The 23,392-nt window shown below is 70.3% G+C and carries 28 protein-coding genes; 6 read left to right on the forward strand and 22 right to left on the reverse strand.

What is annotated here, in order from left to right; translation table 11 throughout:
- Positions 1-2: 2 nt before the first annotated feature.
- Complete coding sequence (locus tag C8N24_RS07380) at positions 3-1,484, reverse strand: NAD-dependent malic enzyme (RefSeq protein WP_121249439.1); 1,482 nt, start codon at positions 1,482-1,484, stop codon at positions 3-5.
- A gap of 42 nt (positions 1,485-1,526) precedes the next feature.
- Here C8N24_RS07380 and C8N24_RS07385 point away from each other — a divergent pair, with 42 nt between their 5' ends.
- A complete protein-coding gene (locus C8N24_RS07385) occupies positions 1,527-1,772 on the forward strand; it encodes a hypothetical protein (RefSeq protein ID WP_121249440.1) in 246 nt (81 codons plus the stop codon).
- 70 nt (positions 1,773-1,842) lie between these two features.
- On the opposite strand, the gene csrA is transcribed toward C8N24_RS07385, so the two are convergent.
- Positions 1,843-2,076 carry a carbon storage regulator CsrA gene (gene csrA / locus C8N24_RS07390; protein WP_121249441.1) on the reverse strand — a complete coding sequence of 78 codons (234 nt, stop codon included), beginning with the start codon at positions 2,074-2,076 and terminating at the stop codon, positions 1,843-1,845.
- A gap of 170 nt (positions 2,077-2,246) precedes the next feature.
- On the opposite strand from csrA, the gene C8N24_RS07395 reads away from it, so the two are divergent.
- A complete protein-coding gene (locus tag C8N24_RS07395; protein ID WP_121249442.1) occupies positions 2,247-2,837 on the forward strand; it encodes a hypothetical protein in 591 nt (196 codons plus the stop codon).
- Positions 2,838-2,928: 91 nt separating this feature from the next.
- Here the strand turns inward: C8N24_RS07395 and C8N24_RS07400 are convergent, their stop codons facing one another.
- The 8 genes from C8N24_RS07400 to mfd form a co-directional block, all read right to left on the reverse strand.
- Positions 2,929-3,249 (reverse strand): hypothetical protein, encoded by a 321-nt coding sequence (locus C8N24_RS07400; protein ID WP_121249443.1) that lies wholly within the window; start codon positions 3,247-3,249, stop codon positions 2,929-2,931.
- A 101-nt stretch (positions 3,250-3,350) separates the two neighbouring features.
- Positions 3,351-3,644, reverse strand: coding sequence for an FtsB family cell division protein (locus C8N24_RS07405; RefSeq protein WP_121249444.1), 294 nt, complete (start codon positions 3,642-3,644; stop codon positions 3,351-3,353).
- Between the two features lie 78 nt (positions 3,645-3,722).
- A complete protein-coding gene (eno, locus tag C8N24_RS07410) occupies positions 3,723-4,997 on the reverse strand; it encodes a phosphopyruvate hydratase (protein ID WP_121249445.1) in 1,275 nt (424 codons plus the stop codon).
- Positions 4,994-5,761, reverse strand: a complete 768-nt coding sequence (gene mazG, locus C8N24_RS07415) for a nucleoside triphosphate pyrophosphohydrolase (RefSeq protein ID WP_121249446.1) — start codon at positions 5,759-5,761, stop codon at positions 4,994-4,996. Before mazG ends, eno begins: the two co-directional genes overlap by 4 nt.
- An 11-nt stretch (positions 5,762-5,772) precedes the next feature.
- Positions 5,773-6,234 (reverse strand): hypothetical protein, encoded by a 462-nt coding sequence (locus C8N24_RS07420; RefSeq protein WP_121249447.1) that lies wholly within the window; start codon positions 6,232-6,234, stop codon positions 5,773-5,775.
- The gene (locus C8N24_RS07425; protein ID WP_147447677.1) at positions 6,231-6,575 is read right to left on the reverse strand and encodes a hypothetical protein; all 345 of its coding nucleotides are present in this window, start codon (positions 6,573-6,575) and stop codon (positions 6,231-6,233) included. Before C8N24_RS07425 ends, C8N24_RS07420 begins: the two co-directional genes overlap by 4 nt.
- 68 nt (positions 6,576-6,643) lie before the next feature.
- On the reverse strand, positions 6,644-7,684 hold the full coding sequence (locus C8N24_RS07430) for a peptidyl-prolyl cis-trans isomerase (protein ID WP_170178914.1): 1,041 nt from the start codon (positions 7,682-7,684) through the stop codon (positions 6,644-6,646).
- Between the two features lie 231 nt (positions 7,685-7,915).
- Positions 7,916-11,239 carry a transcription-repair coupling factor gene (gene mfd / locus C8N24_RS07435; RefSeq protein WP_121249450.1) on the reverse strand — a complete coding sequence of 1,108 codons (3,324 nt, stop codon included), beginning with the start codon at positions 11,237-11,239 and terminating at the stop codon, positions 7,916-7,918.
- 33 nt (positions 11,240-11,272) lie between these two features.
- On the opposite strand from mfd, the gene pnuC reads away from it, so the two are divergent.
- Positions 11,273-11,857 (forward strand): nicotinamide riboside transporter PnuC, encoded by a 585-nt coding sequence (gene pnuC / locus C8N24_RS07440; protein ID WP_211339870.1) that lies wholly within the window; start codon positions 11,273-11,275, stop codon positions 11,855-11,857.
- Entirely contained in the window at positions 11,827-12,789 is a 963-nt protein-coding gene (locus C8N24_RS07445; RefSeq protein ID WP_121249452.1) for an AAA family ATPase, read from the forward strand. The genes pnuC and C8N24_RS07445 overlap by 31 nt, the downstream gene beginning before the upstream one ends.
- Here the strand turns inward: C8N24_RS07445 and C8N24_RS07450 are convergent.
- The 7 genes from C8N24_RS07450 to C8N24_RS07480 form a co-directional block, all read right to left on the reverse strand.
- Entirely contained in the window at positions 12,764-14,266 is a 1,503-nt protein-coding gene (locus C8N24_RS07450) for a glycerophosphodiester phosphodiesterase (RefSeq protein ID WP_121249453.1), read from the reverse strand. The genes C8N24_RS07445 and C8N24_RS07450 overlap by 26 nt on opposite strands.
- Positions 14,267-14,313: 47 nt before the next feature.
- Positions 14,314-15,051 carry a class I SAM-dependent methyltransferase gene (locus tag C8N24_RS07455; RefSeq protein WP_121249454.1) on the reverse strand — a complete coding sequence of 246 codons (738 nt, stop codon included), beginning with the start codon at positions 15,049-15,051 and terminating at the stop codon, positions 14,314-14,316.
- Positions 15,052-15,062: 11 nt separating this feature from the next.
- A complete protein-coding gene (locus C8N24_RS07460; protein WP_121249455.1) occupies positions 15,063-16,031 on the reverse strand; it encodes a peptidyl-prolyl cis-trans isomerase in 969 nt (322 codons plus the stop codon).
- Entirely contained in the window at positions 16,028-16,288 is a 261-nt protein-coding gene (locus C8N24_RS07465; RefSeq protein ID WP_121249456.1) for a hypothetical protein, read from the reverse strand. The genes C8N24_RS07460 and C8N24_RS07465 overlap by 4 nt, the downstream gene beginning before the upstream one ends.
- A gap of 115 nt (positions 16,289-16,403) precedes the next feature.
- Positions 16,404-16,964: an RNA polymerase sigma factor gene (locus C8N24_RS07470; RefSeq protein WP_121249457.1), complete on the reverse strand. Its 561-nt coding sequence runs from the start codon at positions 16,962-16,964 to the stop codon at positions 16,404-16,406.
- A 49-nt stretch (positions 16,965-17,013) separates the two neighbouring features.
- On the reverse strand, positions 17,014-17,580 hold the full coding sequence (pth, locus tag C8N24_RS07475; protein ID WP_121249458.1) for an aminoacyl-tRNA hydrolase: 567 nt from the start codon (positions 17,578-17,580) through the stop codon (positions 17,014-17,016).
- On the reverse strand, positions 17,577-18,260 hold the full coding sequence (locus C8N24_RS07480) for a 50S ribosomal protein L25 (RefSeq protein WP_121249459.1): 684 nt from the start codon (positions 18,258-18,260) through the stop codon (positions 17,577-17,579). Before C8N24_RS07480 ends, pth begins: the two co-directional genes overlap by 4 nt.
- A gap of 104 nt (positions 18,261-18,364) precedes the next feature.
- Here C8N24_RS07480 and C8N24_RS07485 point away from each other — a divergent pair, with 104 nt between their 5' ends.
- On the forward strand, positions 18,365-18,700 hold the full coding sequence (locus tag C8N24_RS07485) for a hypothetical protein (RefSeq protein ID WP_121249460.1): 336 nt from the start codon (positions 18,365-18,367) through the stop codon (positions 18,698-18,700).
- Here the strand turns inward: C8N24_RS07485 and C8N24_RS07490 are convergent.
- From C8N24_RS07490 to C8N24_RS07500, 3 genes are all read right to left on the reverse strand, one after another.
- The gene (locus tag C8N24_RS07490) at positions 18,687-20,564 is read right to left on the reverse strand and encodes a glycoside hydrolase family 2 protein (RefSeq protein WP_121249461.1); all 1,878 of its coding nucleotides are present in this window, start codon (positions 20,562-20,564) and stop codon (positions 18,687-18,689) included. The genes C8N24_RS07485 and C8N24_RS07490 overlap by 14 nt on opposite strands.
- Before the next feature lie 39 nt (positions 20,565-20,603).
- A complete protein-coding gene (locus C8N24_RS33750; RefSeq protein ID WP_170178915.1) occupies positions 20,604-20,984 on the reverse strand; it encodes a hypothetical protein in 381 nt (126 codons plus the stop codon).
- Positions 20,985-21,061: 77 nt separating this feature from the next.
- Complete coding sequence (locus C8N24_RS07500; protein ID WP_121249462.1) at positions 21,062-21,766, reverse strand: hypothetical protein; 705 nt, start codon at positions 21,764-21,766, stop codon at positions 21,062-21,064.
- A 116-nt stretch (positions 21,767-21,882) separates the two neighbouring features.
- Here C8N24_RS07500 and C8N24_RS07505 point away from each other — a divergent pair, with 116 nt between their 5' ends.
- Positions 21,883-22,161, forward strand: a complete 279-nt coding sequence (locus tag C8N24_RS07505) for a DUF4235 domain-containing protein (protein WP_121249463.1) — start codon at positions 21,883-21,885, stop codon at positions 22,159-22,161.
- Here the strand turns inward: C8N24_RS07505 and C8N24_RS34970 are convergent, their stop codons facing one another.
- Positions 22,162-22,320 (reverse strand): hypothetical protein, encoded by a 159-nt coding sequence (locus C8N24_RS34970; RefSeq protein ID WP_245971785.1) that lies wholly within the window; start codon positions 22,318-22,320, stop codon positions 22,162-22,164. It lies immediately after the preceding gene.
- 113 nt (positions 22,321-22,433) lie between these two features.
- Entirely contained in the window at positions 22,434-23,390 is a 957-nt protein-coding gene (locus C8N24_RS07515; RefSeq protein ID WP_121249465.1) for a ribose-phosphate diphosphokinase, read from the reverse strand.
- Positions 23,391-23,392 lie beyond the last annotated feature (2 nt).

Raw genomic sequence — 23,392 nt, forward strand, 5'->3', positions numbered from 1 at the left:
GCCTAGAAGCCCGGGAGCTTCATCTCCTCCGTGGGCGGCGCTCCCTGCACCGGGAGCCGCTCACGGCGGGCGATGCCCGACTCGATCGCCGCGGCGGCCACCGCCGCGGCGACGGCCGGCGCCACCGCCCGGTTGAACACGCTCGGCACGATGTACTCCGGCCCGAGCTCCTCCTCCGGGATCACCGCCGCGATCGCCCGCGCCGCGGCCAGCTTCATCGCCTCGTCGATCCCGCGCGCCCGCACGTCCAGCGCGCCGCGGAAGATGCCCGGGAAGGCCAGCACGTTGTTGATCTGGTTCGGGTAGTCGCTGCGGCCCGTGGCCATGATCGCCACGTGCTGCCAGCAGTCCTCGGGCTGCACCTCGGGCGTCGGGTTGGCCATCGCGAACACGATCGCGTCCTTGGCCATCGTCTTCACCGCGTCCGGGCTGAACGCGCCCGGGGCCGAGACCCCGACCACGACGTCGGCGCCGGCGAGCGCGTCGTCGGCCGTGCCCTTCAGGCCGCGCTTGTTCGAGCGCGCCGCCATCGCCGCCAGCTCGCCCTCCAGGTCCTCGCGGTCCGGGTGCAGGATGCCGTTGATGTCGCACGAGATCAGGTCGTTGACGCCGTGCTCGAGGATGATCTTCGCGCACGCCAGTCCCGCCGCGCCCGCGCCGACCACGACGACGTTGACGTCCTCGGCGCGCTTGCCGACCACCCGCAGCGCGTTCAGCAGCGCCGCCAGGACGACCACGGCGGTGCCGTGCTGGTCGTCGTGGAAGACGGGGATGTCGAGCGTCTCCTTCAGCCGGCGCTCGATCTCGAAGCAGCGCGGCGCCGAGATGTCCTCGAGGTTGATGCCGCCGAAGGCGGGCGAGACCTGCTGGACGAGCTTGACGATCTCGTCGACGTCCTTGGTGTTGACGCACAGCGGGAACGCGTCGACGCCGCCGAGGTCCTTGAAGAGCATCGCCTTGCCCTCCATGACCGGCATGGCCGCCTCCGGGCCGATGTCCCCCAGCCCGAGCACGGCGGTGCCGTCGGAGACGACCGCGACCGTGTGGCCCTTGATCGTCAGCGTCCAGGCCGACTCAGGGTCGGCGGCGATCGCGGACGAGACGCGCGCCACGCCCGGCGTGTAGGCCATCGAGAGGTCGTCGCGGGTCTTGATCGGCACCTTCGGGCGGACCTCGATCTTGCCGCCCTTGTGCATCAGGAACGTGCGGTCCGAGACGCTGACGACCTTGATCCCGTCGAGCGCGCGCACGGCCGCGACGACGCGCTCGCCGTGCGCGGCGTCCACGCAGGCGACGGTGACGTCGCGGATCACGCCGCGCTGGTCGACGCGGACGAGGTCGATCGCCCCGAGGATCGCGCCCTCGGCGCCGACCGCGTGCGCGACGGAGGCGAACGCCCCCGGCAACTGGCGCAGCTCGATGCGCATCGTGAAGGAGTAGGAGGCTGAGGGCTGGAGGCCCGCCGGCGCCTGCAGGCTGGACATGACGCCTGAGAATGCCACGCCGAGCGTTATGGTTACTCCGTCATGCGCATGCGCCAGAGCATCGCCGAGATCGAAGACCAGTTCTTCGAGGAGATCGAAGACGACCGCGAGCGCCGCGAGAACCTGCGCAAGCGCGCCGAGCGTCGGGCGGCCGAGCGGCACGCGAAGCGCACCCACCGCCACGGGTCGATGCGCTTCTGGCTCCTCTGCCTGGTGCTGATCGCCACCGCCGCGATCGTCACCTACGCGATGTTCACGACGCTGTACTACGTGCTCAGCCCGAGCTAAGACTCGCCCTGCGGGCTCGCTCAGCTTGTGGAGTTATGGCCCAGGGGGCCAGAACTCCCAAGTCCCCTGTCTATTTGTTCGCGCTGAGACGCTTGAGGGCGTCGTCCACCTCGGCACGCGCGCTCGCGCCCGCCGCCACGTTCTCCTGCTGGATCTCCAGGTAGACCTCCTTGCGGAACACCGGGATGTCCCGAGGGGCCTGGATGCCGATGCGGACCTTCTCGCCCATGATCGACAGGACGGAGACCTCGATGTCGTCGCCGATCATGATCGACTGGTTGGACTTACGTGTCAGTACCAGCATGCTGCCGCCGCCTCCCTGGCGAATTCTGACTCGTCCCACGGGGCAGACCCGCTTCTGTCCGCGTGGTGAGCACTGGTGAGGCTAGTAGTGGTTGGAGTATCCGGTATGGGGCTTGCACCCGATGAGCCCCCTGAGCAATTGGACCCTATGCGCTAGTCTCCGGGCCTCTTATGAGCCGCCGGTCCCTGCGTCCTCAGCTTAACCAGATCCGCGGGTGGGTGCGACAGGGTCGCACCGACGCGTGGATCGCACACCAGCTGGAAGTGACCGTCCAGCAGATCCAAGCCTTCAAGCGCGAGCAGGGCCTCGAGCCCGACGCTGAAGACAACGGCACCGCCGTCGAGGAGGTGGACCTGCGCGCGGAAGACGACGCGCAGATCGCCGCCGAACTCGAGGCGGAGGCCAAGCGTCGCGCTGAAGAAGAGGCTCGTGCCGCCGAAGAGGCAGCACGGAAAGCCGCGGAAGAAGAGGCCGCTGCAGCTGAGGCAGCCGCCACCGCGGATGACGAAGACGACAAGCCCAAGCGCGGTTCACGCCGCCGGGGTGGGCGCTCTCGGCGCCGGTCCGCACCTGCGGGTCCGCTCGAGGGCACGTTCGACCATGGCGAGGAGGGCTACGGACTGTGGCTCGACCCCGCCATCCAGGACGATCCGATCTACGCCGAGCACTGGGCGGGTCACCGCCCGATCGAGATCACGGTCGAGGAAGACCAGATCGTGATCCGCCGTGCCGGCGCCAGCGAGGACTCCGACGAAGACTGACGCCTTCCCGCGGTCGCCTGAAGGCGGCCGCAGGATGCGTTGTATGTGACAGCGTCGAGCCGTGGCGACACGGCTCGGTGCGTCGCACCCTCTAGCTGATCCGGCGGCCGCCGGCGTAGTCACGCGCACCGCGGGCGTAGCGGCCGAACGCGGCGTCGGCGACGATCCGCGCGTCCCAGGCGAACGGCTCGTCCGGCGCCTCCTCGACCGCGAGGTCGGTGCACCAGCCCGTGCCCTCGTCGTAGAGCTCGACGAGCTCGTCGAGGGTGAACGCGCCACCGACGCGGCGGCGGATCTCGTTCTGGATGGCGCGGGTCACGCGCTCGAGCGTGGGCACCTGCTCGGGGTACGCGTCGTCGAGTCGGCGTACCCCCTGGTCCCACTGCTCGCGTGCGGTCTCGTACGACGACACAACCGACAGTCTATTTCGCCCTCCCATCGTCTTCGCCCCTCGCTCCCGGCTGTGTCTGAGCCCCGGCGGCGAAGCCGACGTCCGGTCGACGTTACGGAGGCCTACTTGAGCCCTTCGACGATGTAGGCCCGCTCACCGGCCTTGACCATGCCGAGGCGGCGCGCCTCGCGCTCGATCGCGCCCGGCTCCTTCAGCTCGGCCTTGCGCTGCTCGAGCCGCTCGTTCTCGGCGCGCAGCTCGGCGACGGCCTCACGCTGGCGCGAGGCTTCTTTATATGTGGAGATCCAGGTGAGGGCAGGCCCGATGTACAGGTACAGCACGAGCGCGAAGACGCCGAGGAGCGCCCAGCGCCCGAGGCGGTCCCAGCGAATCCCGAGCGAACGGCGGGGAGGCATACCTGCCGCGTTCTTTCCACGCGGCAGGCTCCCTTCCTCTGCAACGAATGGCCCGCCCGAAAATTAAGGCCCTGGGCCTTAGGAGCGGAAGACCGAGCGGCCCGGGTACTCGGCGTCGCCGCCGAGGGCCTCCTCGATGCGCAGCAGCTGGTTGTACTTGGCGACGCGGTCCGAGCGCGAGGGCGCGCCCGTCTTGATCTGGCCGCAGCCGGTGGCGACGGCGAGGTCGGCGATCGTCGTGTCCTCGGTCTCGCCCGAGCGGTGCGACATGACGGCCGTGTAGCCGGCCGAGCGGGCGAGGTCGATCGCGGCCAGCGTCTCGGTCAGCGTGCCGATCTGGTTGACCTTGATCAGGATCGAGTTGGCCGTGCCCGTGTCGATGCCCTTCTGCAGGCGCTTGACGTTGGTCACGAACAGGTCGTCGCCGACGAGCTGGACCTTGTCGCCGATCGAGTCGGTCAGCTGCTTCCAGCCGGTCCAGTCCTCCTCGTCCATGCCGTCCTCGATCGAGAGGATCGGGTAGCGGGCGGCGAGGTCGGTCCAGTAGGCGGCCAGGTCGGACGCGGACAGCGTGCGGCTCTCGCCGGCCAGCTCGTAGTTGCCGTTCTTGTAGATCTCGCTGACGGCCGGGTCGAGCGCGATGGCGACGTCGGTGCCGGGCGTGTAGCCCGCGGCCTCGATGCCCTCGATCAGCGCCTGCAGCGCCGCCTCGTTGGACTCGAGGTCCGGCGCGAAGCCGCCCTCGTCGCCGACGGCGGTGTTCAGGCCGCGCTTCTTGAGCGTCGCCTTCAGGTTGTGGAAGACCTCGGCGCCGGTCTGCAGCGCCTGGGCGAAGGACGTCGCGCCGACCGGGATGACCATGAACTCCTGGAAGTCCACGTTGTTGTCGGCGTGCGCGCCGCCGTTGACGACGTTCATCATCGGCACGGGCAGGATCCGGGCCGCGTCGCCGCCCAGGTAACGCCACAGCGGGAGGTTCTCCTCGGCGGCGGCGGCACGAGCGGTGGCGAGCGAGACGCCGAGGATGGCGTTCGCGCCCAGGCGGGACTTGTTGTCGGTCCCGTCCAGCTCGATCAGCTTGCCGTCGACGCCCTTCTGGTCGGACGCGTCGAGGCCGGCGACCGTCTCGGCGATCTCGCCGTTGACGTTGCCGACGGCCTTCGTGACGCCCTTGCCCAGGTAGGCGTCGCCGCCGTCGCGGAGCTCGGTGGCCTCGAACTCACCGGTCGAGGCGCCGGAGGGCACGGCCGCACGGCCGTGGGCACCAGAGCGCAGCGTGACCTCCACCTCGACGGTGGGGTTGCCGCGGGAGTCAAGGATCTGGCGCGCGTGTACGGATTCGATCTGGCTCATCTCTCCAGCAGGGTACGGGCTCGCGTGTAGTAGCCGAGTTGCGCCTCGGTATCCAGCGCGTCCCACGCTTTCCCGTCGCGCTTGGCGATCTCCTCGGCCCCTTCCACCCGCTCCTGGAACCGGTCGGCGGAGGCGCGCAGCGCGAGCTCCGGATCGACCTTGAGCTTGCGGGCCACGTTGATCGCCGCGAACAGCACGTCCCCCACCTCGTGGAAGACCTCCTCGCGCGTCTTCGCCGCCTCCAGCTCCTCCAGCTCGCCCGTCACGCCGTCGTAGGGCACGTGGTCGAAGTCGAAGCCCGTGGAGGCCGCCCTGCGCTGCGTCTTGAGCGCGTACAGCGGCCCGGGCAGGTTCTCGGGCACGTCGCCGAAGATCCCCGGCTCACGGCCGTCCTCGCCCTTCTTGATCTGGTCCCAGTTCTTGAGGACCTCGCCGGACGACTCCACCTCGGTCTCGCCGAAGATGTGCGGGTGCCGGCGCACGAGCTTGGCGTGCACGTGGTCGGCGACCTCCGCGAGCGACCCCGACCCCCGCTCCTCCAGCAGCAGCGACAGGAAGTGCACCTGGAAGAGCACGTCGCCGAGCTCGTCGACCAGCTTCGCGTCGTCCCCGGAGTGCGCCGCGGCCGCCAGCTCGTACGCCTCACCGACCGTGTGCGGCACGATCGAGCGCTCGTCCTGCTCGCGATCCCACGGGCACTCGCGCCGCAGCTTCCGGGTCAGCTCGTCCAGACGCGCGACCGCGTCACCACCTGCGGATTCCATGCCCGCGAAGGCTAGTGGGCGAGCACGAAGTACTGGTCGGGACCGAACGTGTCGTCCTTGGCGCGGACGATCCGGCCGCCCGCCCGGCGTTCCGCCCGGCCGATGACCGCGGCGCGGACCCACAGCAGGACCGCGGTGTCGAGCGCCACGACCGCAGCGATCCAGACGAAGATCGGCAGGTCGAGGCCGACCGCGAGCGCCGGCAGCGTGATGCCCGAGACGACGTACATCGGCACGCCGCGCAGCGTGGAGACCGTGCGCAGGGAGCGCGGCGCCGGCTCGGCCGACGCCACCGCCTTGGCCTGCCATCGGGCCGGATACGCGGTCGTGCACAGGCCGACGACCGCGGCGACGACCAGCAGCCAGTGCGCCGGCGCATCGAAGACGATCGCCGCGACCAGCGCCGCGACGCCGAGGACGGCGTTGACGGCGCCCTCGATCCGCAGCTCCCGCACGGCGAGCCGTGCCGTCATGCGAGCCCCGCCGCCCGACGGCCCCGCCGGGCCTGCCCGAGATGCTCCAGGCCGTCCGCCAACAGGAGCCCGCCGACCATCAGCATCGCGCTGGGCCCCAGCTCGGCGAGGAACCCGAGCGGCACGAGCACGAGCACGAGCAGGTTCCACCACGGCGAGCCCTCCGCCGTTCGCGGCCGCCGGCGCAGCACTCGCAACGCGGCGAGCGCGACCGTGATGCCGGCGAAGAGCGCGACGGTGAGCAGGAGGTTCGCGTCGGTTCCCAGCACCAGGCCGAGCAGCACCAACGGCGCGCCGACCAGGAACATGACCACACCTGCGAGCCGGTCGTCGTTGCTCATGGCGTGAGCTTGAACGCAAAGCGCCGCCCCGTGGGGCGGCGCTTCGACGAAGGTCTAGCGGTGAAGGCTTACGAGCCCTCGGGCACCGCGCCCTGGACGGACGGGGTCGGGGTGGCCTTCGGGCCGTTCTTGCAGTCGGAGGTCTTGTAGCCCTCGGAGCACTCCGTCTTCTCCTTCCAGCGAGCGGTGAAGTCCTTGACGAAGCCGTCGAGGGCCTTCTGCTGGTTCTGGGACTGGAGGGTCTGCTTGATGGTCTCCTTGGCCTCGGCGAGCGTCTGCTGCGAGGCGGCGGTGACGTTGGTGACCGTGAAGACGTAGTAGCCGTACTGGGTCTTGACCGGGCCGACGAGCTCGCCCTTCTTGGCGGAGAAGACGGCCTCGTCGAGCTCCTTGTCGAGCGTGCCCTTGGCCTGGGCCGGGAGCTTGCCGCCGGAGGCCTTGGAGGTGTCGTCGATCGAGTACTTCTTGGCGACCGCGGTCCAGGAGTCGCCGCCGTCGAGGGCCGCCTTGGCCTTGTCGGCTTCGGCCTTGCCCTTGGTCAGGACGACGCGCAGGTCACGCTTCTCGGGCTGCGCGAAGCGGGCCTTGTTCTTGTTGTAGAAGTCCTGGATCGCCTTGTCGGAGACGTTGTCCTTGCCCTTGACCACCTTGTCGCGGATCTTGTTCGACAGGAGGTCGAGCTTCACGCGCTGAAGGATGTCGGCCTCGGTCTGGCCCGAGGTCTGGATGAACTTCTTGTAGTCCTCTTCCTTCGGGAAGGACTGCTTCTTCTGCTCGTCGAAGGACTTCTTGACCTCGGCGTCCGTGACCTTGACGTCCATGGTCTCGGCCTCGCCCTGGATCCACTGGAACGAGATCAGCAGCTGCATGACCTGGTTGCGGAGCTGGTCGTACTCCTGCTTGCACTGCGTCTTGAGCTGCTCGTCGGTGACCTTCGGCTGGCCCTTGGCCGGCGCGGGCGTCGACTTGCGCTTGGCCGCGATGCACTTCTTGTAGTCCGCGTCCGGGTCCGGAACAGCAGCGTTCGGCTGCCCCGTCGACTTCGCGGCGACAGCCATCCAGTGGTTGAACTGGTCCTTGTTGACAGCTTCACCGTCGACGGTGGCCACGGCGTTACCGGGCACACCGCCACATGCGGCGAAGGTCGCCCCAACGCCGACAACGGCGGTGAGGCTAAGAGCGATGCGAGCAGCCTTGATCATGTCGTCTGAGAAGGGGTTCGTTGGACGTACGGTATTGCCGAGGCAGAACCGCCCGGCGCAAGCGAGGAAATAGACCTTCTCCCGGCTGCGCATGGTAGCGACGGGTTCTGGGTACCCCGTCATCTTTTGACGCGACCTTTAGGCAGGTACGCGGACGCTCAACAAAGCGTCGGCTGCCCGTACTACTGCGGGGAATCGCTCTGACGGATCGTCAGGGACCCGGAGCGACAGCTGCGAGCGGCCGGCCTCGTAGTTCGCGCCGGGCAGGATCTCCCGCAGCCGGCGGGCCGTCGCGGAGTCCAGCTCGATCGGCGTGACCGCCAGCCGCCCCTGCTTGAAGGACACCGCTGTCGCCCCCGCCCGGCCGAGCTTGATCCGCGCCTGCTGGAGCGTGATCAGGTTGTCGAGGGGGTCAGGGATCTCACCGAACCGATCCTCGAGCTCCGTGCGCAGCTCCATCAGCTCGCTGTTCTCGCGCGCCCCCGCGATACGGCGGTGCACGTCGACCTTGGCCTGCTCGTACGGGATGTAGTCCGCGGGCACGTAGGCGTCGACGTTGATGTCCAGGCGCACCGGCTCGGGCAGCTCCTCACCGTCCTCGTCCGGGTCCATCGCGCGCACGGCCTCGTCGAGCATCTGCATGTAGAGCTCGAAGCCGAGCGCCGCGACGTGGCCGGACTGCTCGTCGCCGAGCAGGCTGCCGGCGCCGCGCAGCTCGAGGTCGCGCATGGCGACCTTGAAGCCGGCGCCGAGCTCCGTGTAGTCCGAGAGCGCGCTCAACCGGTCCGCCGCCTCGGGCGTGAGCGCCGCCGACGACGGATACAGCAGGTAGGCGTACGCGCGCTCACGCGACCGGCCGACGCGACCGCGGATCTGGTAGAGCTGCGACAGGCCGAACAGGTCCGCGCGGTCGACGATCAGCGTGTTGGCCTGCGGGATGTCGATGCCGGACTCGATGATCGACGTCGAGACGAGCACGTCCGCCTCGCCGCGCAGGAACACCATCATCCGCTCCTCGAGCGTCTTCTCGTCCATCTGCCCGTGCGCGACGGTGAACGTCATCTTCGGGCACAGCGAGCGCAGGCGCTCGGCGGTCTCCTCGATGTCGTCGACGCGGTTGTGGAGGAAGAACGCCTGGCCGTTGCGGCCGACCTCCCGCTCGAGCGCCTGCTTGACCAGCTGCTCGTCGTACTCGCCGACGTACGTCTTGACCGGGCGGCGACCCTCGGGCGGCGTCTCGATCACGGAGATGTCACGCAGCCCGGCCAGCGACATCTGCAGCGTGCGCGGGATCGGCGTGGCCGACATCGAGATGACGTCGACCTTGAGCTTGAGCTGGCGCATCAGCTCCTTCTGCTTGACGCCGAAGCGCTGCTCCTCGTCGACGATCAGCAGCCCGAGCTCCTTCGCGCGCACGTCGCGCGAGAGCAGCCGGTGCGTGCCGATCAGGATGTCGACCTTGCCCTCGGCGAAGCGCTTGACCGCGTCGCGCTGCTCGGCGGTCGAGCGGAAGCGCGAGACGTGCTCGATCTCGAACGGTTGGTCGCGCAGGCGCTCGGCGAACGTGCCGTAGTGCTGCTGGGCGAGGATCGTCGTCGGCACGAGCATCAGGACCTGCTTGCCGTCCGACGCCGCCTTGACCGCGGCGCGCAGCGCGACCTCGGTCTTGCCGTAGCCGACGTCGCCGCAGATCAGGCGGTCCATCGGCCGGTCGGACTCCATGTCGGCGATGACGTTGTCGATCGCGTCGCGCTGGTCGGGCGTCTCCCGGTACGGGAACGCCTCCTCGATGTTGCGCAGCTCCTCGGAGAACTCCGGGAACGCGTGGCCGCGGCGGCGCTTGCGCTCGGCGTAGAGGTTGAGCAGCTCACCGGCCAGCTCCTGCGCGGCACGGCGGGCGCGCGCCTTGACCTTGTCCCAGCGCGTGCCGCCGAGCTTGCTCAGCGTCGGCGCGCCACCGTCGGCGCCCAGGTAGCGCGAGATCTTCGCCAGCTGGTCGACCGGCATGAAGACCTTGTCGTCGCCCTGGAACTCGAGGTTCAGGTAGTCACGCGTGACACCCGCGACGGTCTTGGTGTCGAACCCCGCGAAACGCGCGACGCCGTGGTCCTCGTGGACGATGTAGTCACCGGTGCGCAGGTCGGTGAACGAGCGCAGCAGGCCGCGGCCCTTGCGCGTCGGCCGGGTCGAGGCCTTCTTGCGGTGGATCAGCCGGTGCTCGGGGAACGCGGCGAGCTTGAGGCCGGGCGCCACGAAGCCGTCGCGCAGGCTGGCCTCGGTGAAGATCAGCCCACGCCGCTCGCCGTTGAGCGAGGCCTTCACGCGGTCCAGGTTGTAGGCGGCGCGCTCGGCGGCGCCCTTCTGCGGCCAGGCGACGACGGTGGTGTAGTTGCTGCGGACGAGCTTCTCCAGCTCGGTCTCCGCCTCGGTCAGGTTGCGCGCGGCGAAGTCGGCGGCCTGCGCGCGGATCTCGATCGGCTGGTCCTGCGAGATGCTGCTCAGCCGCGCCCCGGCCCGCTCGGCCAGCGCGGCGTTGATCGTCTTCGGGTTGACGTACAGGTCGCGCGCGTCCTGGTCGTCGAACGCCGTGCAGACGTCCTCCCAGTGGTCGCGCAGCGTCGGCTCGACGTCCTCCTCGGCCGCGACGATCAGCTGCGTCCGCTCGGGCAGCAGGTCCAGGAGCGCCTTGAAGTGCTCGACCGGGAGCAGCTCGGCGATGTCCGGCCGGTCCTCCGGCGCGTCCGAGGCGGCGATCTCCGCCATCTCGCGATGCTCGGGCGCGAGCTCCGCGGCCGGCGAGATCTCCACGCAGTCCGTCTCGCCGAGCGAGCGCTGCGTGAAGGTCGAGAACCAGCGCAGCGCCTCGATCTCGATGTCGAACAGGTCGACGCGGACGGCGCGCTCCTCGGTCGCCGGGTAGACGTCGAGCAGGCCGCCACGGATCGCGAACTGCCCACGCTCCTCCACCTGGTCGGTGCGCTGGTAGCCGGCGGCGACGAGCTGCTGCGCGGTCTCCTCGAGGTCGATCAGGTCGCCGACGCGCAGCATGAAGCCGTGCGGGCGCAGCTTCGGGTCCGGCACCTTCTCGCTCAGCGCGATCGCGGAGACCACGACGACCGGCTGCTCGGAGCCCTCGGGCGTGTCCGTCAGCGCGTCGAGCGCGGCCACGCGCAGGCCGACGAGGTGCGGCGGCGGCGTCAGGTGCGACTCGTAGGCGACGCCGCGGCTCGGGTAGTAGCGGACCGGACGCGGGTTCAGCCACGCCTTCAGGTCGGCCGCCAGGTCACGCGCGGCGCGGTCGTCACCGACGACGACGAGCGCGGGCCGCTTGACGTCCTGGTCGGCGAGGGCCGCCACCACGAACGGGCGCAGCGACTGAGAGACGAACGCCGACCCACCTTCGCTGGCCAGCCGCGCGGCCGCCGGGTCGTGTTCGAGATGGCTTAGGAAGGTCCGGAGCAACTACTTCAGGTTAGAAGGGCTATAGTTCTGGTCGTGTTGACCAAAACTGTGTTCGAGCTCTTCGGCGAGCCGGTCTCGTGGGCCGAGCTGTTCGGCTTCATCACCGGCATCGCGTGCGTCGCGCTGGCCGTGGCCCAGCGGATCGAGACGTTCCCCGTCGGCATCGCCAACAACGTCTTCTTCGTGATCCTGTTCACGGATGCTCGCCTGTTCGCGGACGCGGCGCTCCAGTTGGTCTACATCGCGCTCGGTCTGATGGGCTGGTGGGTGTGGGCGACACGCGCACGCTCGCCGCTCGCGGTCAAGCGCGCGGGGCCGCGGCTGCTGGTCGCCACCGCGGTCGGGGTGGGCGTCGCGACGCTCGTCCTGATCCCGATCCTGCGGGCGGCGCACGGCGCCGCGCCCGGGTGGGACGCCTTGACGACCTCGATGTCGCTCGGCGCGCAGCTGCTGCTCAACCTCAAGCGGCTCGAGACGTGGTACGTGTGGATCGCCGTGGACGTGATCTACGTGCCGCTGTACTTCAGCCGTGATCTGAACCTGACCGCGCTCGTCTACATCGTGTTCCTCGCGCTCTGCATCCAGGGATGGCGCCAGTGGCGTACCGTCACGGCCTAGTCCTCGGCAAGTTCCTCCCGCCGCACGGCGGTCACCACGAGCTCGTCGACCACGCGCTCGAGCGGTGTGAGCGCGTGACCGTGCTGGTGCTCGGCTCGGTCACGGAGCGGATCCCGCTGCCGCTGCGGCGCGAGTGGATGAAGGCCCGCCACCCGCGGGCGCGCGTGGTCGCCGGCTGGGACGAGCTCCCGATCGACTTCGAGGACCCCCACGTCCACGACCTGCACATCGAGCTGATGGAGCGGTTGCTGAACGAGCCGATCGACGCCGTCTTCACGGGCGAGGCGTATGGGCACATGCTCGCCGAGCGCTGGGGCGTGGCCCACGTGCTGCGCCAGCGCTCCGGGCGCATCTCCGGCACCCTGGTGCGCGCCGACCCGCGCGCGTTCTGGGACCAGCTGACCCCGCCCGTGCGCGCGTACCTGTGCCGGCGGGTCGTGATCACCGGCGCGGAGTCGACCGGCACGACCACGCTCGCGCGCGCCCTGGCCGGACGGCTGGGCACGGCCTGGGTGCCGGAGGTCGGGCGTGCCGTGACCGAGGCGCGTGGCCTGGAGCACCCGTGGACCGACACCGACTTCGCGATGATCGCGCGCCGCCAGCAGCGCGACGAGGACCGCGCCGCGTTGCGCAGCGGCCCGATCCTCGTGTGTGACACCGACGCGCTCGCCACCTGCATCTGGCAGGAGCGCTACCGCGGCCGGTCGACCGCCGACGTGGAGGCGATCGCCGCCTCACGCACGTACGACCTGACGGTGCTCACCGCCGACGACATCCCGTTCGTGCAGGACGGGTACCGCGACGGCGAGCACATCCGCGGCTGGATGACTCAGCGCTTCCGGGAGCGGTTGCGCCAGCCCTGGATCGAGGTGCGCGGGACGGTCGAAGAGCGCGTCGAGGCGGTGCTCACGGCGCTGTCGTCGACAGCGTGAACGTGACCGTCTTGCTGTAGGTGCCCGTGCGCAGCGGGTCGGTGGCGCCGACCGCCTGCTTGAACGTGATCAGCGACTTCGCCGCCGTGACCGGGCCCGGCCAGAAGCTCGGCGCGACGTCCACGCGCAGCGGCTGCGGGAGCGTGTACGTGCCGTTGGCGAGGTGACCGGGGTCGGAGACGCTGAGCGTCGTGTTGCCGGCGGTCGAGAGGATGGTCGCCTCCGTGGAGGTCGTGTACTCGCGCTCGACGCCGGGGACGAACGCGCCGAACGGCGCGGCCGCGCCGAGCGTGAGCTCGAGCGTCGGACCGACCGCACCGCCGACGTTGCCGGAGATGCCGGTGACCGCCGCCGTCGACGGCGTGACCGCGCCCGTGCCGGCGAACGTGACCTTGGCCGCGCCCGGCGCCGCGACGCAACCGCCACGACCGGCCACGCGCTCGACGCCGTCGACGACGAGGACCTTGCCCGGGAAGCCGAGGCCGTTGTCGCGGTTGACGAGGCAGACCTCGTCGTCGAAGCGCAGGATCGTCGACGGCGCCGGGATCCCGGCCGCGGCGACGATCGCCTCGGGCTGGTTGGTCTGCACGCCGTCGGCGCCCATGGCGCGGGCACGGACGAACTCGTCGACCTCCTCCGCCTCGCCCGCGTCGTAGGCGTGCGGCATCACGACGCCGCACGCGTCGTGCACCGCCGCGATCGACTCCGGCGTGTACTCGTCGCGGCGCGAGCCGAACACCGGCGCGACCTTCGCGATCTCGTACATCAGGTACGGCGGCTCCCAGCGATCGCGGTTGTAGATGATCCGCGCGTCCGGAGCCGTCTGCAGCACCCGGATGTCGCCCGAGTTGAAGATCGACCGCTCGATCAGCCCGTACTGCTTGACGAGCTCGGTGAGCTTGCCCTCCTCGGTGACCGAGCCCTTGATGTCGAGCTCGACGCCGGCGCCGACGCGCTGGGCGAGCGCCAGCACCCCCTCGAGCGAGGCGACCTGCGCGGGGTCGTACGCGCCGCCCTTCCACGGCGCGTAGTCGGCGGCGTTGAGCGCGCGGACCTCGTCGAAGGTGAGCGTGGAGATGTCGCCGGTGCCGTTGGTCGTGCGGTCGACGGTGGAGTCGTGCAGCGCGACGAACCTGCCGTCCTTCGTCTGCTGGACGTCGACCTCGACCAGCTCCACGCCGAAGGCGAACGCGTACTCGTAGGACTGGATCGTGTTCTCCGGCGCCAGCGTCAGCGCGCCACGGTGGGCGGAGATCAGCGGGCGGGCGCGGCCGCTGTCCGGCGTGCCGACGCTCTGCCAGCGCGTCGGGTCGGCCGTCTGGTCGCACGCCGGGCGCTGGACGATGTCGTCGAGCGCGTCGATCTGGGCGCGCATCGCGATCACGCGCGGGTCGTCGGGCGGGGTGTCCTGCGCCTGTGAGACGGCGGGCGCCGCGAGCAGGGTCGCGGCGATCGCCAAGGCGAGTCTGGTCTTCATGGGGCGGCATCCAACGCGGATGCCGCCCGCATGGGGTGAAGATTCAGCTAGCTGCGACGCGCCAGGATGTTCAGCCGGACATAGTCCGCCCGCAGCGGAACGGTCATGGCGTCGATCACCGCGTCGACGAACGGCATCCGGTCCTCGTCGGGCACCCGCTCGAGGTGGGAGCCGAGGATGACCGTGGCGAAGAACTCCCGCGGGTTGGGCGGATCGAGCGGCCACTGCTGCAGCCAGGCCCAGATGTCCGTGAAGCCGGCACGGGTCAGCCGTTCCACGGTCTCGTCGGGAGCGGCGAAGTTCCACGGCCCCGGCCAGCCGCGCAACGCGGGGTGGTCGACCTTCGCGATCGCGGCCTCGACGTTGGCGATGTTCCCGGCGCCACCGCACTGCGCGACGAGCTTCCCGCCCGGGCGCAGCGCGTCGTGGAGGCGTGCGAACAGCCGGTCGTGGTCGGGGATCCAGTGGAAGGTGGCGGTCGAGAGGATCGCGTCGAACGGCTCGTCGACGACCAGCTCGGCCGCATCGGCCGCGAACAGCTCGACGCGGTCGCCGAGCCGCTCACGGGCCTGGTCGACCATCGCCTGACTGCCGTCGGTGCCGACGACGGTGCCGTTCGGGACGCGCGCCAGCAGCTGCTCGGTCACGCGGCCCGAGCCGCAGCCGACGTCGAGCACGCGCTCGTCGCCGCGAAGGTCGAGCCGCTCGATGACGTCGAGGCCCATCGCGACCTGCGGGTCGGACATGCGGTCATACGAGGCGGCGTTCCATTCACGTGGCGGCATACAACCGTATGTTATTGCATACGCGGCGTCGGTGTGGCGGTCGGCTTCGGACCGTTGTCGCAGTCGGACGTGCGGTAGTCCTCGGCGCACTGCGTCCGCGCGCGCCAGCGCTTGGCGAAGTCGGCCATGAAGGTCGAGAGCGCCTTCTGCTGACGTTCGCCGACGAGCGTCTGGCGGATCGCCGGCCGGGCCTCCGCGAGCGTCTGCTGCGTGGGCGCCACCACGGCGGTGACCGTGAAGACGTAGTAGCCGTACTGGGTCTTGACCGGGCCGGCCAGCGCGCCCTTGCGCGCGCTGAACACCGCCTTGTCGAGCTCGGCGTCGAGCGTCCCCTCGGCTTGGGCGGGCAGCTTGCCGCCGCTGGCCTTCGACGTGTCGTCGATCGAGTACCGCTTCGTCACCGCCTTCCAGGAGTCCCCGCGCTCGAGCGCCGCGCGGGCGCGCTCGGCCGCGCCGCGCTTCTGCGTGAGGACGACGCGCAGGTCGCGCTTCTCGGGCTGTGAGAAGCGCGCCCGGTTGCGCGCGTAGAAGTCGGCGACGGCGCGTTCGGGCACCTTGTCCGCGCCCTTGACGACCCGCTCCTGGATCTTGGTGGCGAGCAGCGCGGCCCGCACGCGCTGCCGGATGTCGGCCTCCGTCTGCCCCGAGGTCTTGAGGAACGTGCGGTAGTCGGCGTCCTTCGGGAACGACTGGCGCTTCTGCTCGCTGAACGCCTTGGTGACCTCGGCGTCGCCGAGCGCGATGTCCATCCGCTCGGCCTCCCCGTCGAACCAGCGCAGCGACGCGAGCAGGTTCATCACCTGGTCGCGCGCCTGCTCGCGCTTCAGATCGGGCGAGAGCTTCCGGACGACGGTCATCCAGTGCTCGTAGTCGGCCTTCTTGATCGGATCGCCGTCGACGGTGGCCACGGAGTTGCCGGGCACGCCGCCGCACGCGGCGAGCACGAGGCCGGCCGCGGTGAGGGGGAGCAGCTGCTTCATGTGGTGAGAGAGGAGAAGGGGTCGGAGGTGCACGGGCCCGCGCCCAGGAGCGACTCCTGGGCCGAGCACGGCGGGGACGAGAGCGGCGCCGACGGCGCGGGGGTCGTCCCGTGCGGGACGAGGGCGAAGACGGCGACGCTCGCGGTCGCGACGGCGACCGCGAACAGCGCGGACGGACGGCGGCGCCGGCGGGCCGCGGTACGCCGACGCGCGGCGGCGAGCAGCTCGGCCTCGAGGGCGTGCTCGAAGTCGCTCATGTGCGAGCCCTCCAGGCGGCGAGCGCGCGACCAGCGGCCGCGAGGCGAGCGGGCGCCAGGCGAGCGGGCGCGCGGCGCGCGGGCGCGCGTCCGGCGGGCGTGTGCGGGCGAGCGGTCATGCGCTGTAGCCCTCCATGCGGCGGCGCAGCCCGGTCAGGCCGCGGCTGACGCGCTTGCGGATGACGGACTCGGTCGTGGCCGCGCGACGGGCGATCACCGCGTAGTCGTCCTCGTCGAGGACGCGGGCGAGCACGGCCTCGCGCTGGTCGGCGGGCAGCTCGGCGAGGCCGCGCTGCAGCAGCGGCGACGCCGCATCGGCCGTGGCGAGCGCGTCGACGCGGTCGAGCGCCTCGTCCGTGAGCGGGATCGCCTGCATCCCGAGCCGCGTGCGCGCGCGGTCCTCGACCGCCCCCTGCTGCGCCGCGTGCGCGAGCTGCCGGCGCGCGATGCCGTACAGCCACGCGACCGCCGGGCCCCGGTCCGGCCGGTGGCGGTGCGCGCCGTCGAGCGCGGCGGCGAACGTCTCCGCGGTCAGGTCGGCCGCGGTCTCGGCGCAGCGGGTGCGGCGCGCGAAGTACGCGAGCACGCCGGCGACGTGGCGGCGGTAGAAGACCGCGAACGCCTCGGGCTGCGACCGCGTGGCCGCGAGCAGCTGGTCGTCGGTGCGCGCATCCATCCTGCAATGGACTTAGTCGCCGCGCGGCGACCTGTGACCTAAGGATCTCCTAAGCGGAGTCGACGATGCGCTCGGCCTCGTCGGCCGCGCGGGAGACGAGGTCCGCGACCTCGGCGCTGGACTGGCGCCACTTGCCGAGCACGTAGGCGGCGACGATGTCGGGGTCGGTCGAGTCCGGACGGCCGACGCCGATCCGCACGCGGTGGAACTCCGCCGCGCCCAGCTCACGCTTGAGCGACTTGAGGCCGTTGTGGCCGGCGAGCCCGCCCCCGAGCCGCGAGCGGATGTCCCCGAACGGGAGGTCGATCTCGTCGTGCAGCACGAGCACGCGGTCGAGGTCGAGCTTGAAGGAGCCGCGCGCGGGCCCGGCGGAGCGGCCGGCCTCGTTCATGTACGTCTGCGGCTTCAGGAGGGCGATGCGTGGACCGCCCGGGCGAGTCCGGCCCTCGGCCAGCTCGCCCGCGAACTTCTTCTTGGCGCGCGGGAGATCCCAGCGGCGCGCCAGCTCGTCGGCGACTTTGAAGCCGACGTTGTGCGGCGACTCGGCGTAGCCGGGCCCGGGGTTCCCGAGCCCGACGATCAGCCAATCAACGGGTGTGGAGCCGAAGACCTTCAGGACTCGTCCGAGGAGTCTTCGGCCGACTGCGCGGCCTCCTCGGCGGTGTCGCCCTCGGCCTGCGCCGCATCCTCGCCCACGAGCGCGGTCTCGGTCTCGATCTCGTCCTCGACCGGCTCGGCCGTCGGGGGCGTGATCGTCGCGATGACGGTCTCCTCGAGGTCGTCGAGGAACGTGACGCCCTTCGGCGCGGTGATCGCGCTGAGGGTGAGCGTGGCGTTCATCTCGAGGCCCGACACGTCGTGCTGGATCGTGTCCGGGATGTCGCCCGGCAGCGCCTCGATGTTGACCTCGCGGGTCTCCTGGTTGAGGATGCCGCCCTCGACCGTGCCGGGCGCCTTCTCGGCGCCGACGAGGTCGACCACGACCGTGGCCGTGATGGCCTCGTTCATGTTCACGCGGAGGAAGTCCACGTGCATGATGTCGCCGCGCACCGGGTGGCGCTGGACGTCCTTGACCTGGACGGGCGCCTTGGCGCCGCCGTCCAGGGCGATCTCGAGGATCGCGCCGGAGTGGGCGAGCGTGTTGCGCAGGATGCGCGCGTCGACGGCGAAATGCGACGGCTCACCGTCGCCGCCGTAGATGACGCCGGGAACATTGCCCGCGCGACGTAGACGGCGGGTGGCGCGCGAGCCCTCGGGGTCGCGCGCAGTCAGTGAGAGAGTCGTATCGTCGGCCATGATCTGTAGGGTCACCGCGGGCAGGGTCCTTCGGCGCGATGAGCGGCCGACGATGGTAGCGAATCGGCGTCTGAGCGCTCGGCGTGAGGGGTAGACACACACCAATGTCCCCCGACGCGGAGCTGCTCGTGATCTTCGGAGTCCTCCATCTCGTGGCCCTGGTGCTAGGCGGTGCGCTGTTCCTGTTGTTCCTGCGATCGGACAACACGTCTACATGGACCGGTGACGACGAGGACGACTCCGGCGGTGGCGGCAACGACCGCGTCTCCGACAAGCCCAAGACGTCGCCGAACGGCGGCATCCCGCTGCCGTTCGCCATCCAGTCCGACAAGCGGCTGCGCTCGGGCCACGACAAGCTGGCCGACCCCGGCCGGCGTCAGGTCCGCACGCGCAAGACCCTCGAGCCGGCCCGGCCCGCGCGGCGCATCACGTCCCGGTAGGCGGGCCGAACTGCTGGGTCTGCTTGAACCAGCGCTGGATGTCGAAGAACGCGGGCTTCTTCACCCCGTCGTAGGTGACGAGGCCCTTCTGGTGGAGCGGAGCCGTCGGGCGCGGGTTGCCACCCTCCCAGCCCGGCCGGACCCAGAACTCGTTCAGCGCCCAGTAGACGACGCCGCTCAGCCACGGCTTCGAGCTCATGACCGTCATCTGGTAGTTGATCCACTCCTGCTGGAAGGCCCACGTGCCCTTCTCCTCGATCGGGCCGTCGCGGTTGGCCTCCGCGCCGAACTCCGTGACCATCAGGGCCTGGTTCGGGTAGCAGGCGCGCACCGCGTCCAGATAGCCGGACAGCTTCGTGCGGTCGAAGATCTGCCCGCTCGGGCCGGGATACCAGCCGAAGTAGTTGTTGAAGCCGATGACGTCGAGTGACTTGTACTGCTCGGCCTGGCACAGCGAGCTCGGGTAGGCCGCGACCGCGATGCCGACGGGGCGCGTCGGGTCGGCCTGCTTGGCGAACTTGACCGCTGCGTTGATGTAGGCCACCTGCACCGGGCCGGGCTGCGAGGACAGCTCGTTGCCGATCGACCACAGCATCGCCGACGCGTGGTTCTCGTGCGTCTCGATCATCCGGCCGACCTCGTCGACCGCCGAGCGGCGCACGGACGGCTCCTTCAGGACCGTGGTCGGGACGCTGTAGACGGGGACCTCTTCCCAGATCAGCAGGCCGAGCCGGTCGGCCAGCTCGTGCGTGTAGGGGTGCATCGGGTAGTGCGTGCGCAGCACCGTGCCGCCCGCCTCCCGCGTGAGGTTGACGAGCTCCTCGCGGCGCTCGTTGGTGATCGCGAACCCGTCGGCCTTGGAGTCCTCGTGCAGCCCCATGCCGCGCACGTTCAGCGGGGCGCCGTTCAGGAACAGCCGGCCCTGGGAGACCTTGATCGAGCGGATGCCGCTGTGCAGGCTGTACCCCGCGACCTTCTTGCCGTCCACGCGGACGGTGAACGAGACGTCGTAGAGGTTCGGGCTCTGCGGCGACCACAGCTTCGGGTCGGCGATCTTGACCGAGTCGGTGAACGAGGCGATCGCCTTCGGGCCGAGCGACTTGCTGCCGAAGTTCACGCTGCGGGTGCCGAACTTGCCGGTGAGCGTGACGCGCTGGCCGCGGTTCGTCACGTTGCGCAGGTTGAGGTTCATGCGCACGGTCGCGTCGCAGGTGCCGCAGTCGATCTCCGGGCGCACCTGCACGCGCTGGAAGTCCACCGTGTCCAGCTTCTTGAGGTACACCTCGCGCTGGATGCCGGAGTAGTTCCACCAGCCGCCCGACGGCACGCCGTCGGCGTTCTCGCGGGCGGGCGGGAAGTCGCGGTCCAGGCGGCGCGAGTCCACACGCACCACGAGCCGGTTCGTGCCGCGGCGCTTGACGCCCGCCGCGTCGAACTCGAACGGCAGGTACGCGCCGGCGTTCTCGCCGAGCGGCTTGCCGTTCAGCCACACCCGCGCGCGGTAGTTGACCGACTCGAAGCGGAACGCCCAGGCCAGCGCGGAGTCGGCGCTCGGCAGCTCGAAGTCCTTGCGGTACCAGCCCACGCCGCCCGCCATCGACTCGTTCGACGGGTCGCCGAGGTTCCACACGTTCGGGACCTTGACCGTCGTCCATCCGGCGGTCGACGCGGTGCGCATCCAGCGGGCCTTCACGCCCTGGTCCGCGTCGTCCTTGCGGAACAGCCAGTCACCGTCGAGCAGGTAGCGGCCGTCCGGGCCGTCCTTGTAGAGCGCTTGCTCGTCGGGCTTGTCAGCGGCGTGCGCGCTGCTCGGAACCACGAGCAGCAGCGCGAAAAGGGGCAGGAGGAAGCGCAGGCGGGCCATCACGGCGAATCTCAACACAGCATCCGGCGGGAAGTTCCGTTACGGGCAGGGCGCTTCGTTGCCGATCGGCGGCGAGATCGACAGCAGCTCGACCTTCGCGCCCGACGCCGGCCCGTCGCGGCGCACCCGCACGCACTGCACCACCGGTGTCGATTCGCCCGCCCGCCAGGCGACCCGGCCGGTGCCGGTCACACGGGTGAGCGGGAGCTGGACGCTCGGCTTGTACTGGAGGATCTCGACCTTGCCGCCGCGCTCGAGCTTGCTGACGAACGCGGTCGTCGAGGCCACGCAGGCGGGCTGGCGGGCGCACGCGGCGGTCGCGTTCAGGACGGCGCGCGCGTCGCCGCGGGCCTCGGCCTGCACCACCTCCAGCACGTGGCTGCGCTCGGTGCCGGTGGCCGCGAGCGCACGGGCCAGCATCGCGCTGATCCCGATGAAGACGAACAGCGCGAAGCCAACGACGATGAGAACCCGGGTCCGGCGCAGAGGCCGGAAACCTAGCCGGTCTGATGGAAATCGTCCCCCGAGAGCTCGAGGAAGCGCTGCACGGAGGCCTCCTGCCGGCCCAGCTGCTCGGCGAGCGCGCGGGCGTGCTCGGCGGCCAGGTCGAGGAACTCGGTGAGGCAGCGCTCGGGGTCGTCGGGCAGCGGATAGACGCGCACGACGTCCTGCTGGCCGACGGCGATGCCCATCGGCGGGCGACCCTCGGTGAGCGAACGGGCGCTGCACACGGGCGTGACGACGATCTGCTTCTCCGGGCTCACGAGCGCGGTCGGCAGCAGCCGGTGGGCGGGCAGGCGGATGTCCAGGCGGATGCGCCGGTCCACGCGGACGTGGTCGTGCGCGAGGTCCTCGAGCGGCTCGCGCCAGACGTCGAGCACGGTGTCGGCGCCCACGAGCGCGTCGCGGAGCGCGGCGGCCTGCTCCTGGAACAGGTGCTCGGCCTCCTCGCGGTCCCCCGCCTCGGCCAGGTCGAGGTCGCAGGGGACGCGCATCAGCTCGTCCTTTCCGACGGCCTCGCCGGCGCCGCGGCCGCCGTGGGTGACGTAGGTCTGGATCGTGCCGAGGTCCTTGCGGCCGTGGAAGACCACGGTCAGGGCCTCGGAGAGGGCGAGCGGCGTGACTCGCAGGGCGACCGAGGCGGCAGCCTCGGCGTCGAGCAGGGCTCGTTTGAGCAGGTCGTCTGAGTGATCTTCGTTCATCGCGTCCGTCCTTGAGCGAAGTATCGGCGTTCGTGACGAACATCATTACCGCCTACCGGTCGGAATACACGCCGGTCGATTGGCCAGGCCGTCGGAACGGGTAAGGTCGGCGTCCGATGAAGTTCATCTACAAGCCGATCGGCATCTTCCTCGGGATCATGGCCGGCCTCGTGGGCAAGCGGCTGTTCAACTTCGCCTGGACCAAGATCGACGACGAGGACCCGCCGAAGGGCACGACCGAGCAGGCCCCCTGGGTCAAGATCATCGGCGCCGCCGCGCTGCAGGGCGTGATCTTCAAGGTCACGCGCGTGGTCGTCGACCGCTACGGCGCGATCGGGTGGAACTACCTCACGGGTTCGTGGCCGGGCGAGAAGCGCCCGGACCCGGATCAGTGATCAGCTTCCGCGCTTGCGGATCCTGAAGCCGCGCTCGCGGTAGTCGTTCAGCGCGTCCTCGAAGCCCGCGAAGTCCCGCTGCAGCAGCAGTTGCAGCGGGCGTCCGCGGACCCACGCCTTCGGTGGCGGCTCGTCGCCGATCAGCTGCAGCAGGGTCATGACCTCCGGCCGGTGGTCCTCGTCGCCGGTGATGACGGCGAGCGGGTCGGAGTCCAGGATCTGCAGGAGCTCCTCGTCGGTGAGGCCGAGGAGCAGTTGCAGGCGCTGGGTGCTCAGAACAGCTGGTTCTCGCCGCCGAAGACCTCGGCGACGGAGTCGTCGGTGAAGATGCGGCGGACGCTGTCGGTCAGCAGGTCGGCGACCGAGAGCACCGTGATGTTGTCCGGCGCGTCCTTGGGCACGGGGATCGTGTCCGTGACGACGATCCGCTCGAACGGGCTCGCCTTCAGGTTCTCGAACGCGTTCCCGGACAGGACCGGGTGCGTCGCGGCGGCGAACACGCGCGCGGCACCCTCGTCCTTGACGGTCTCCCCCGCGGCCCGCAGCGTGCCGGCCGTGTCGATGATGTCGTCGACGATCACGGCGGTCTTGCCCTTGACGTCGCCGATCACGTACGAGATCTCCGCCACCTGTTGGGCCGGGCGCTCCTTGTTGAGGATCGCGAGCTCGGCGCCGACCTTCTCCGCGAACTTCTTGGCCAGCTTCACTCGGCCGGCGTCCGGGGAGACCACGACCAGGTCCTCGAGCTGCTGGTCGTTGAAGTACTGGGTGAGGATGAACATCGCGGTCATGTGGTCCACGGGCTTGCTGAAGAAGCCCTGCACCTGACCCGCGTGGAGGTCCATCGTGAGCACGCGGTCAGCCCCCGCGGCCTCGAGCATGTGCGCGACGAGGCGGCTGCTGATCGGCTCGCGCGGCGCGGACTTCTTGTCCTGCCGGCTGTAGCCGAACCACGGCGTGACGGCGATCACGCGGTGCGCCGAGGCGCCCACCGCAGCGTCGATCATCACCAGCAGCTCCATCAGCGCGTCGTTCGCGGTCACGCCCGTGGCGGCGTTGCCGCACGTGGGCTGGACGATGAAGACGTCAGCGCCCCGGATCGACTCCTCGTAGCGGCAGTACACCTCGCCGTTGGAGAACGTCTTGAGGGTGACTCCACCCAGGCCGAGCCCGAGCTTGTTGGCGATCTTCGCGGCCAGCTCCGGATTGGAGCGGCCCGAGAAGAGCATCA

It is taken from the genome of Solirubrobacter pauli, assembly GCF_003633755.1.
Taxonomy (GTDB): Bacteria; Actinomycetota; Thermoleophilia; order Solirubrobacterales; family Solirubrobacteraceae; genus Solirubrobacter; species Solirubrobacter pauli.

Coding starts and splice junctions, on each gene's coding strand:
- C8N24_RS07380 (WP_121249439.1), bottom strand. CDS start 1,484: ATGTCCAGCCTGCAGGCGCCGGCGGGCCTCCAGCCCTCAGCCTCCTAC.
- C8N24_RS07385 (WP_121249440.1), top strand. CDS start 1,527: ATGCGCATGCGCCAGAGCATCGCCGAGATCGAAGACCAGTTCTTCGAG.
- csrA (WP_121249441.1), bottom strand. CDS start 2,076: ATGCTGGTACTGACACGTAAGTCCAACCAGTCGATCATGATCGGCGAC.
- C8N24_RS07395 (WP_121249442.1), top strand. CDS start 2,247: ATGAGCCGCCGGTCCCTGCGTCCTCAGCTTAACCAGATCCGCGGGTGG.
- C8N24_RS07405 (WP_121249444.1), bottom strand. CDS start 3,644: ATGCCTCCCCGCCGTTCGCTCGGGATTCGCTGGGACCGCCTCGGGCGC.
- eno (WP_121249445.1), bottom strand. CDS start 4,997: ATGAGCCAGATCGAATCCGTACACGCGCGCCAGATCCTTGACTCCCGC.
- mazG (WP_121249446.1), bottom strand. CDS start 5,761: ATGGAATCCGCAGGTGGTGACGCGGTCGCGCGTCTGGACGAGCTGACC.
- C8N24_RS07420 (WP_121249447.1), bottom strand. CDS start 6,234: ATGACGGCACGGCTCGCCGTGCGGGAGCTGCGGATCGAGGGCGCCGTC.
- C8N24_RS07425 (WP_147447677.1), bottom strand. CDS start 6,575: ATGAGCAACGACGACCGGCTCGCAGGTGTGGTCATGTTCCTGGTCGGC.
- C8N24_RS07445 (WP_121249452.1), top strand. CDS start 11,827: ATGGCGCCAGTGGCGTACCGTCACGGCCTAGTCCTCGGCAAGTTCCTC.
- C8N24_RS07450 (WP_121249453.1), bottom strand. CDS start 14,266: ATGAAGACCAGACTCGCCTTGGCGATCGCCGCGACCCTGCTCGCGGCG.
- C8N24_RS07455 (WP_121249454.1), bottom strand. CDS start 15,051: ATGCCGCCACGTGAATGGAACGCCGCCTCGTATGACCGCATGTCCGAC.
- C8N24_RS07460 (WP_121249455.1), bottom strand. CDS start 16,031: ATGAAGCAGCTGCTCCCCCTCACCGCGGCCGGCCTCGTGCTCGCCGCG.
- C8N24_RS07465 (WP_121249456.1), bottom strand. CDS start 16,288: ATGAGCGACTTCGAGCACGCCCTCGAGGCCGAGCTGCTCGCCGCCGCG.
- C8N24_RS07470 (WP_121249457.1), bottom strand. CDS start 16,964: ATGGATGCGCGCACCGACGACCAGCTGCTCGCGGCCACGCGGTCGCAG.
- C8N24_RS07480 (WP_121249459.1), bottom strand. CDS start 18,260: ATGGCCGACGATACGACTCTCTCACTGACTGCGCGCGACCCCGAGGGC.
- C8N24_RS07485 (WP_121249460.1), top strand. CDS start 18,365: ATGTCCCCCGACGCGGAGCTGCTCGTGATCTTCGGAGTCCTCCATCTC.
- C8N24_RS07490 (WP_121249461.1), bottom strand. CDS start 20,564: ATGGCCCGCCTGCGCTTCCTCCTGCCCCTTTTCGCGCTGCTGCTCGTG.
- C8N24_RS33750 (WP_170178915.1), bottom strand. CDS start 20,984: ATGCTGGCCCGTGCGCTCGCGGCCACCGGCACCGAGCGCAGCCACGTG.
- C8N24_RS07500 (WP_121249462.1), bottom strand. CDS start 21,766: ATGAACGAAGATCACTCAGACGACCTGCTCAAACGAGCCCTGCTCGAC.
- C8N24_RS07505 (WP_121249463.1), top strand. CDS start 21,883: ATGAAGTTCATCTACAAGCCGATCGGCATCTTCCTCGGGATCATGGCC.
- C8N24_RS34970 (WP_245971785.1), bottom strand. CDS start 22,320: ATGACCCTGCTGCAGCTGATCGGCGACGAGCCGCCACCGAAGGCGTGG.
- C8N24_RS07515 (WP_121249465.1), bottom strand. CDS start 23,390: ATGCTCTTCTCGGGCCGCTCCAATCCGGAGCTGGCCGCGAAGATCGCC.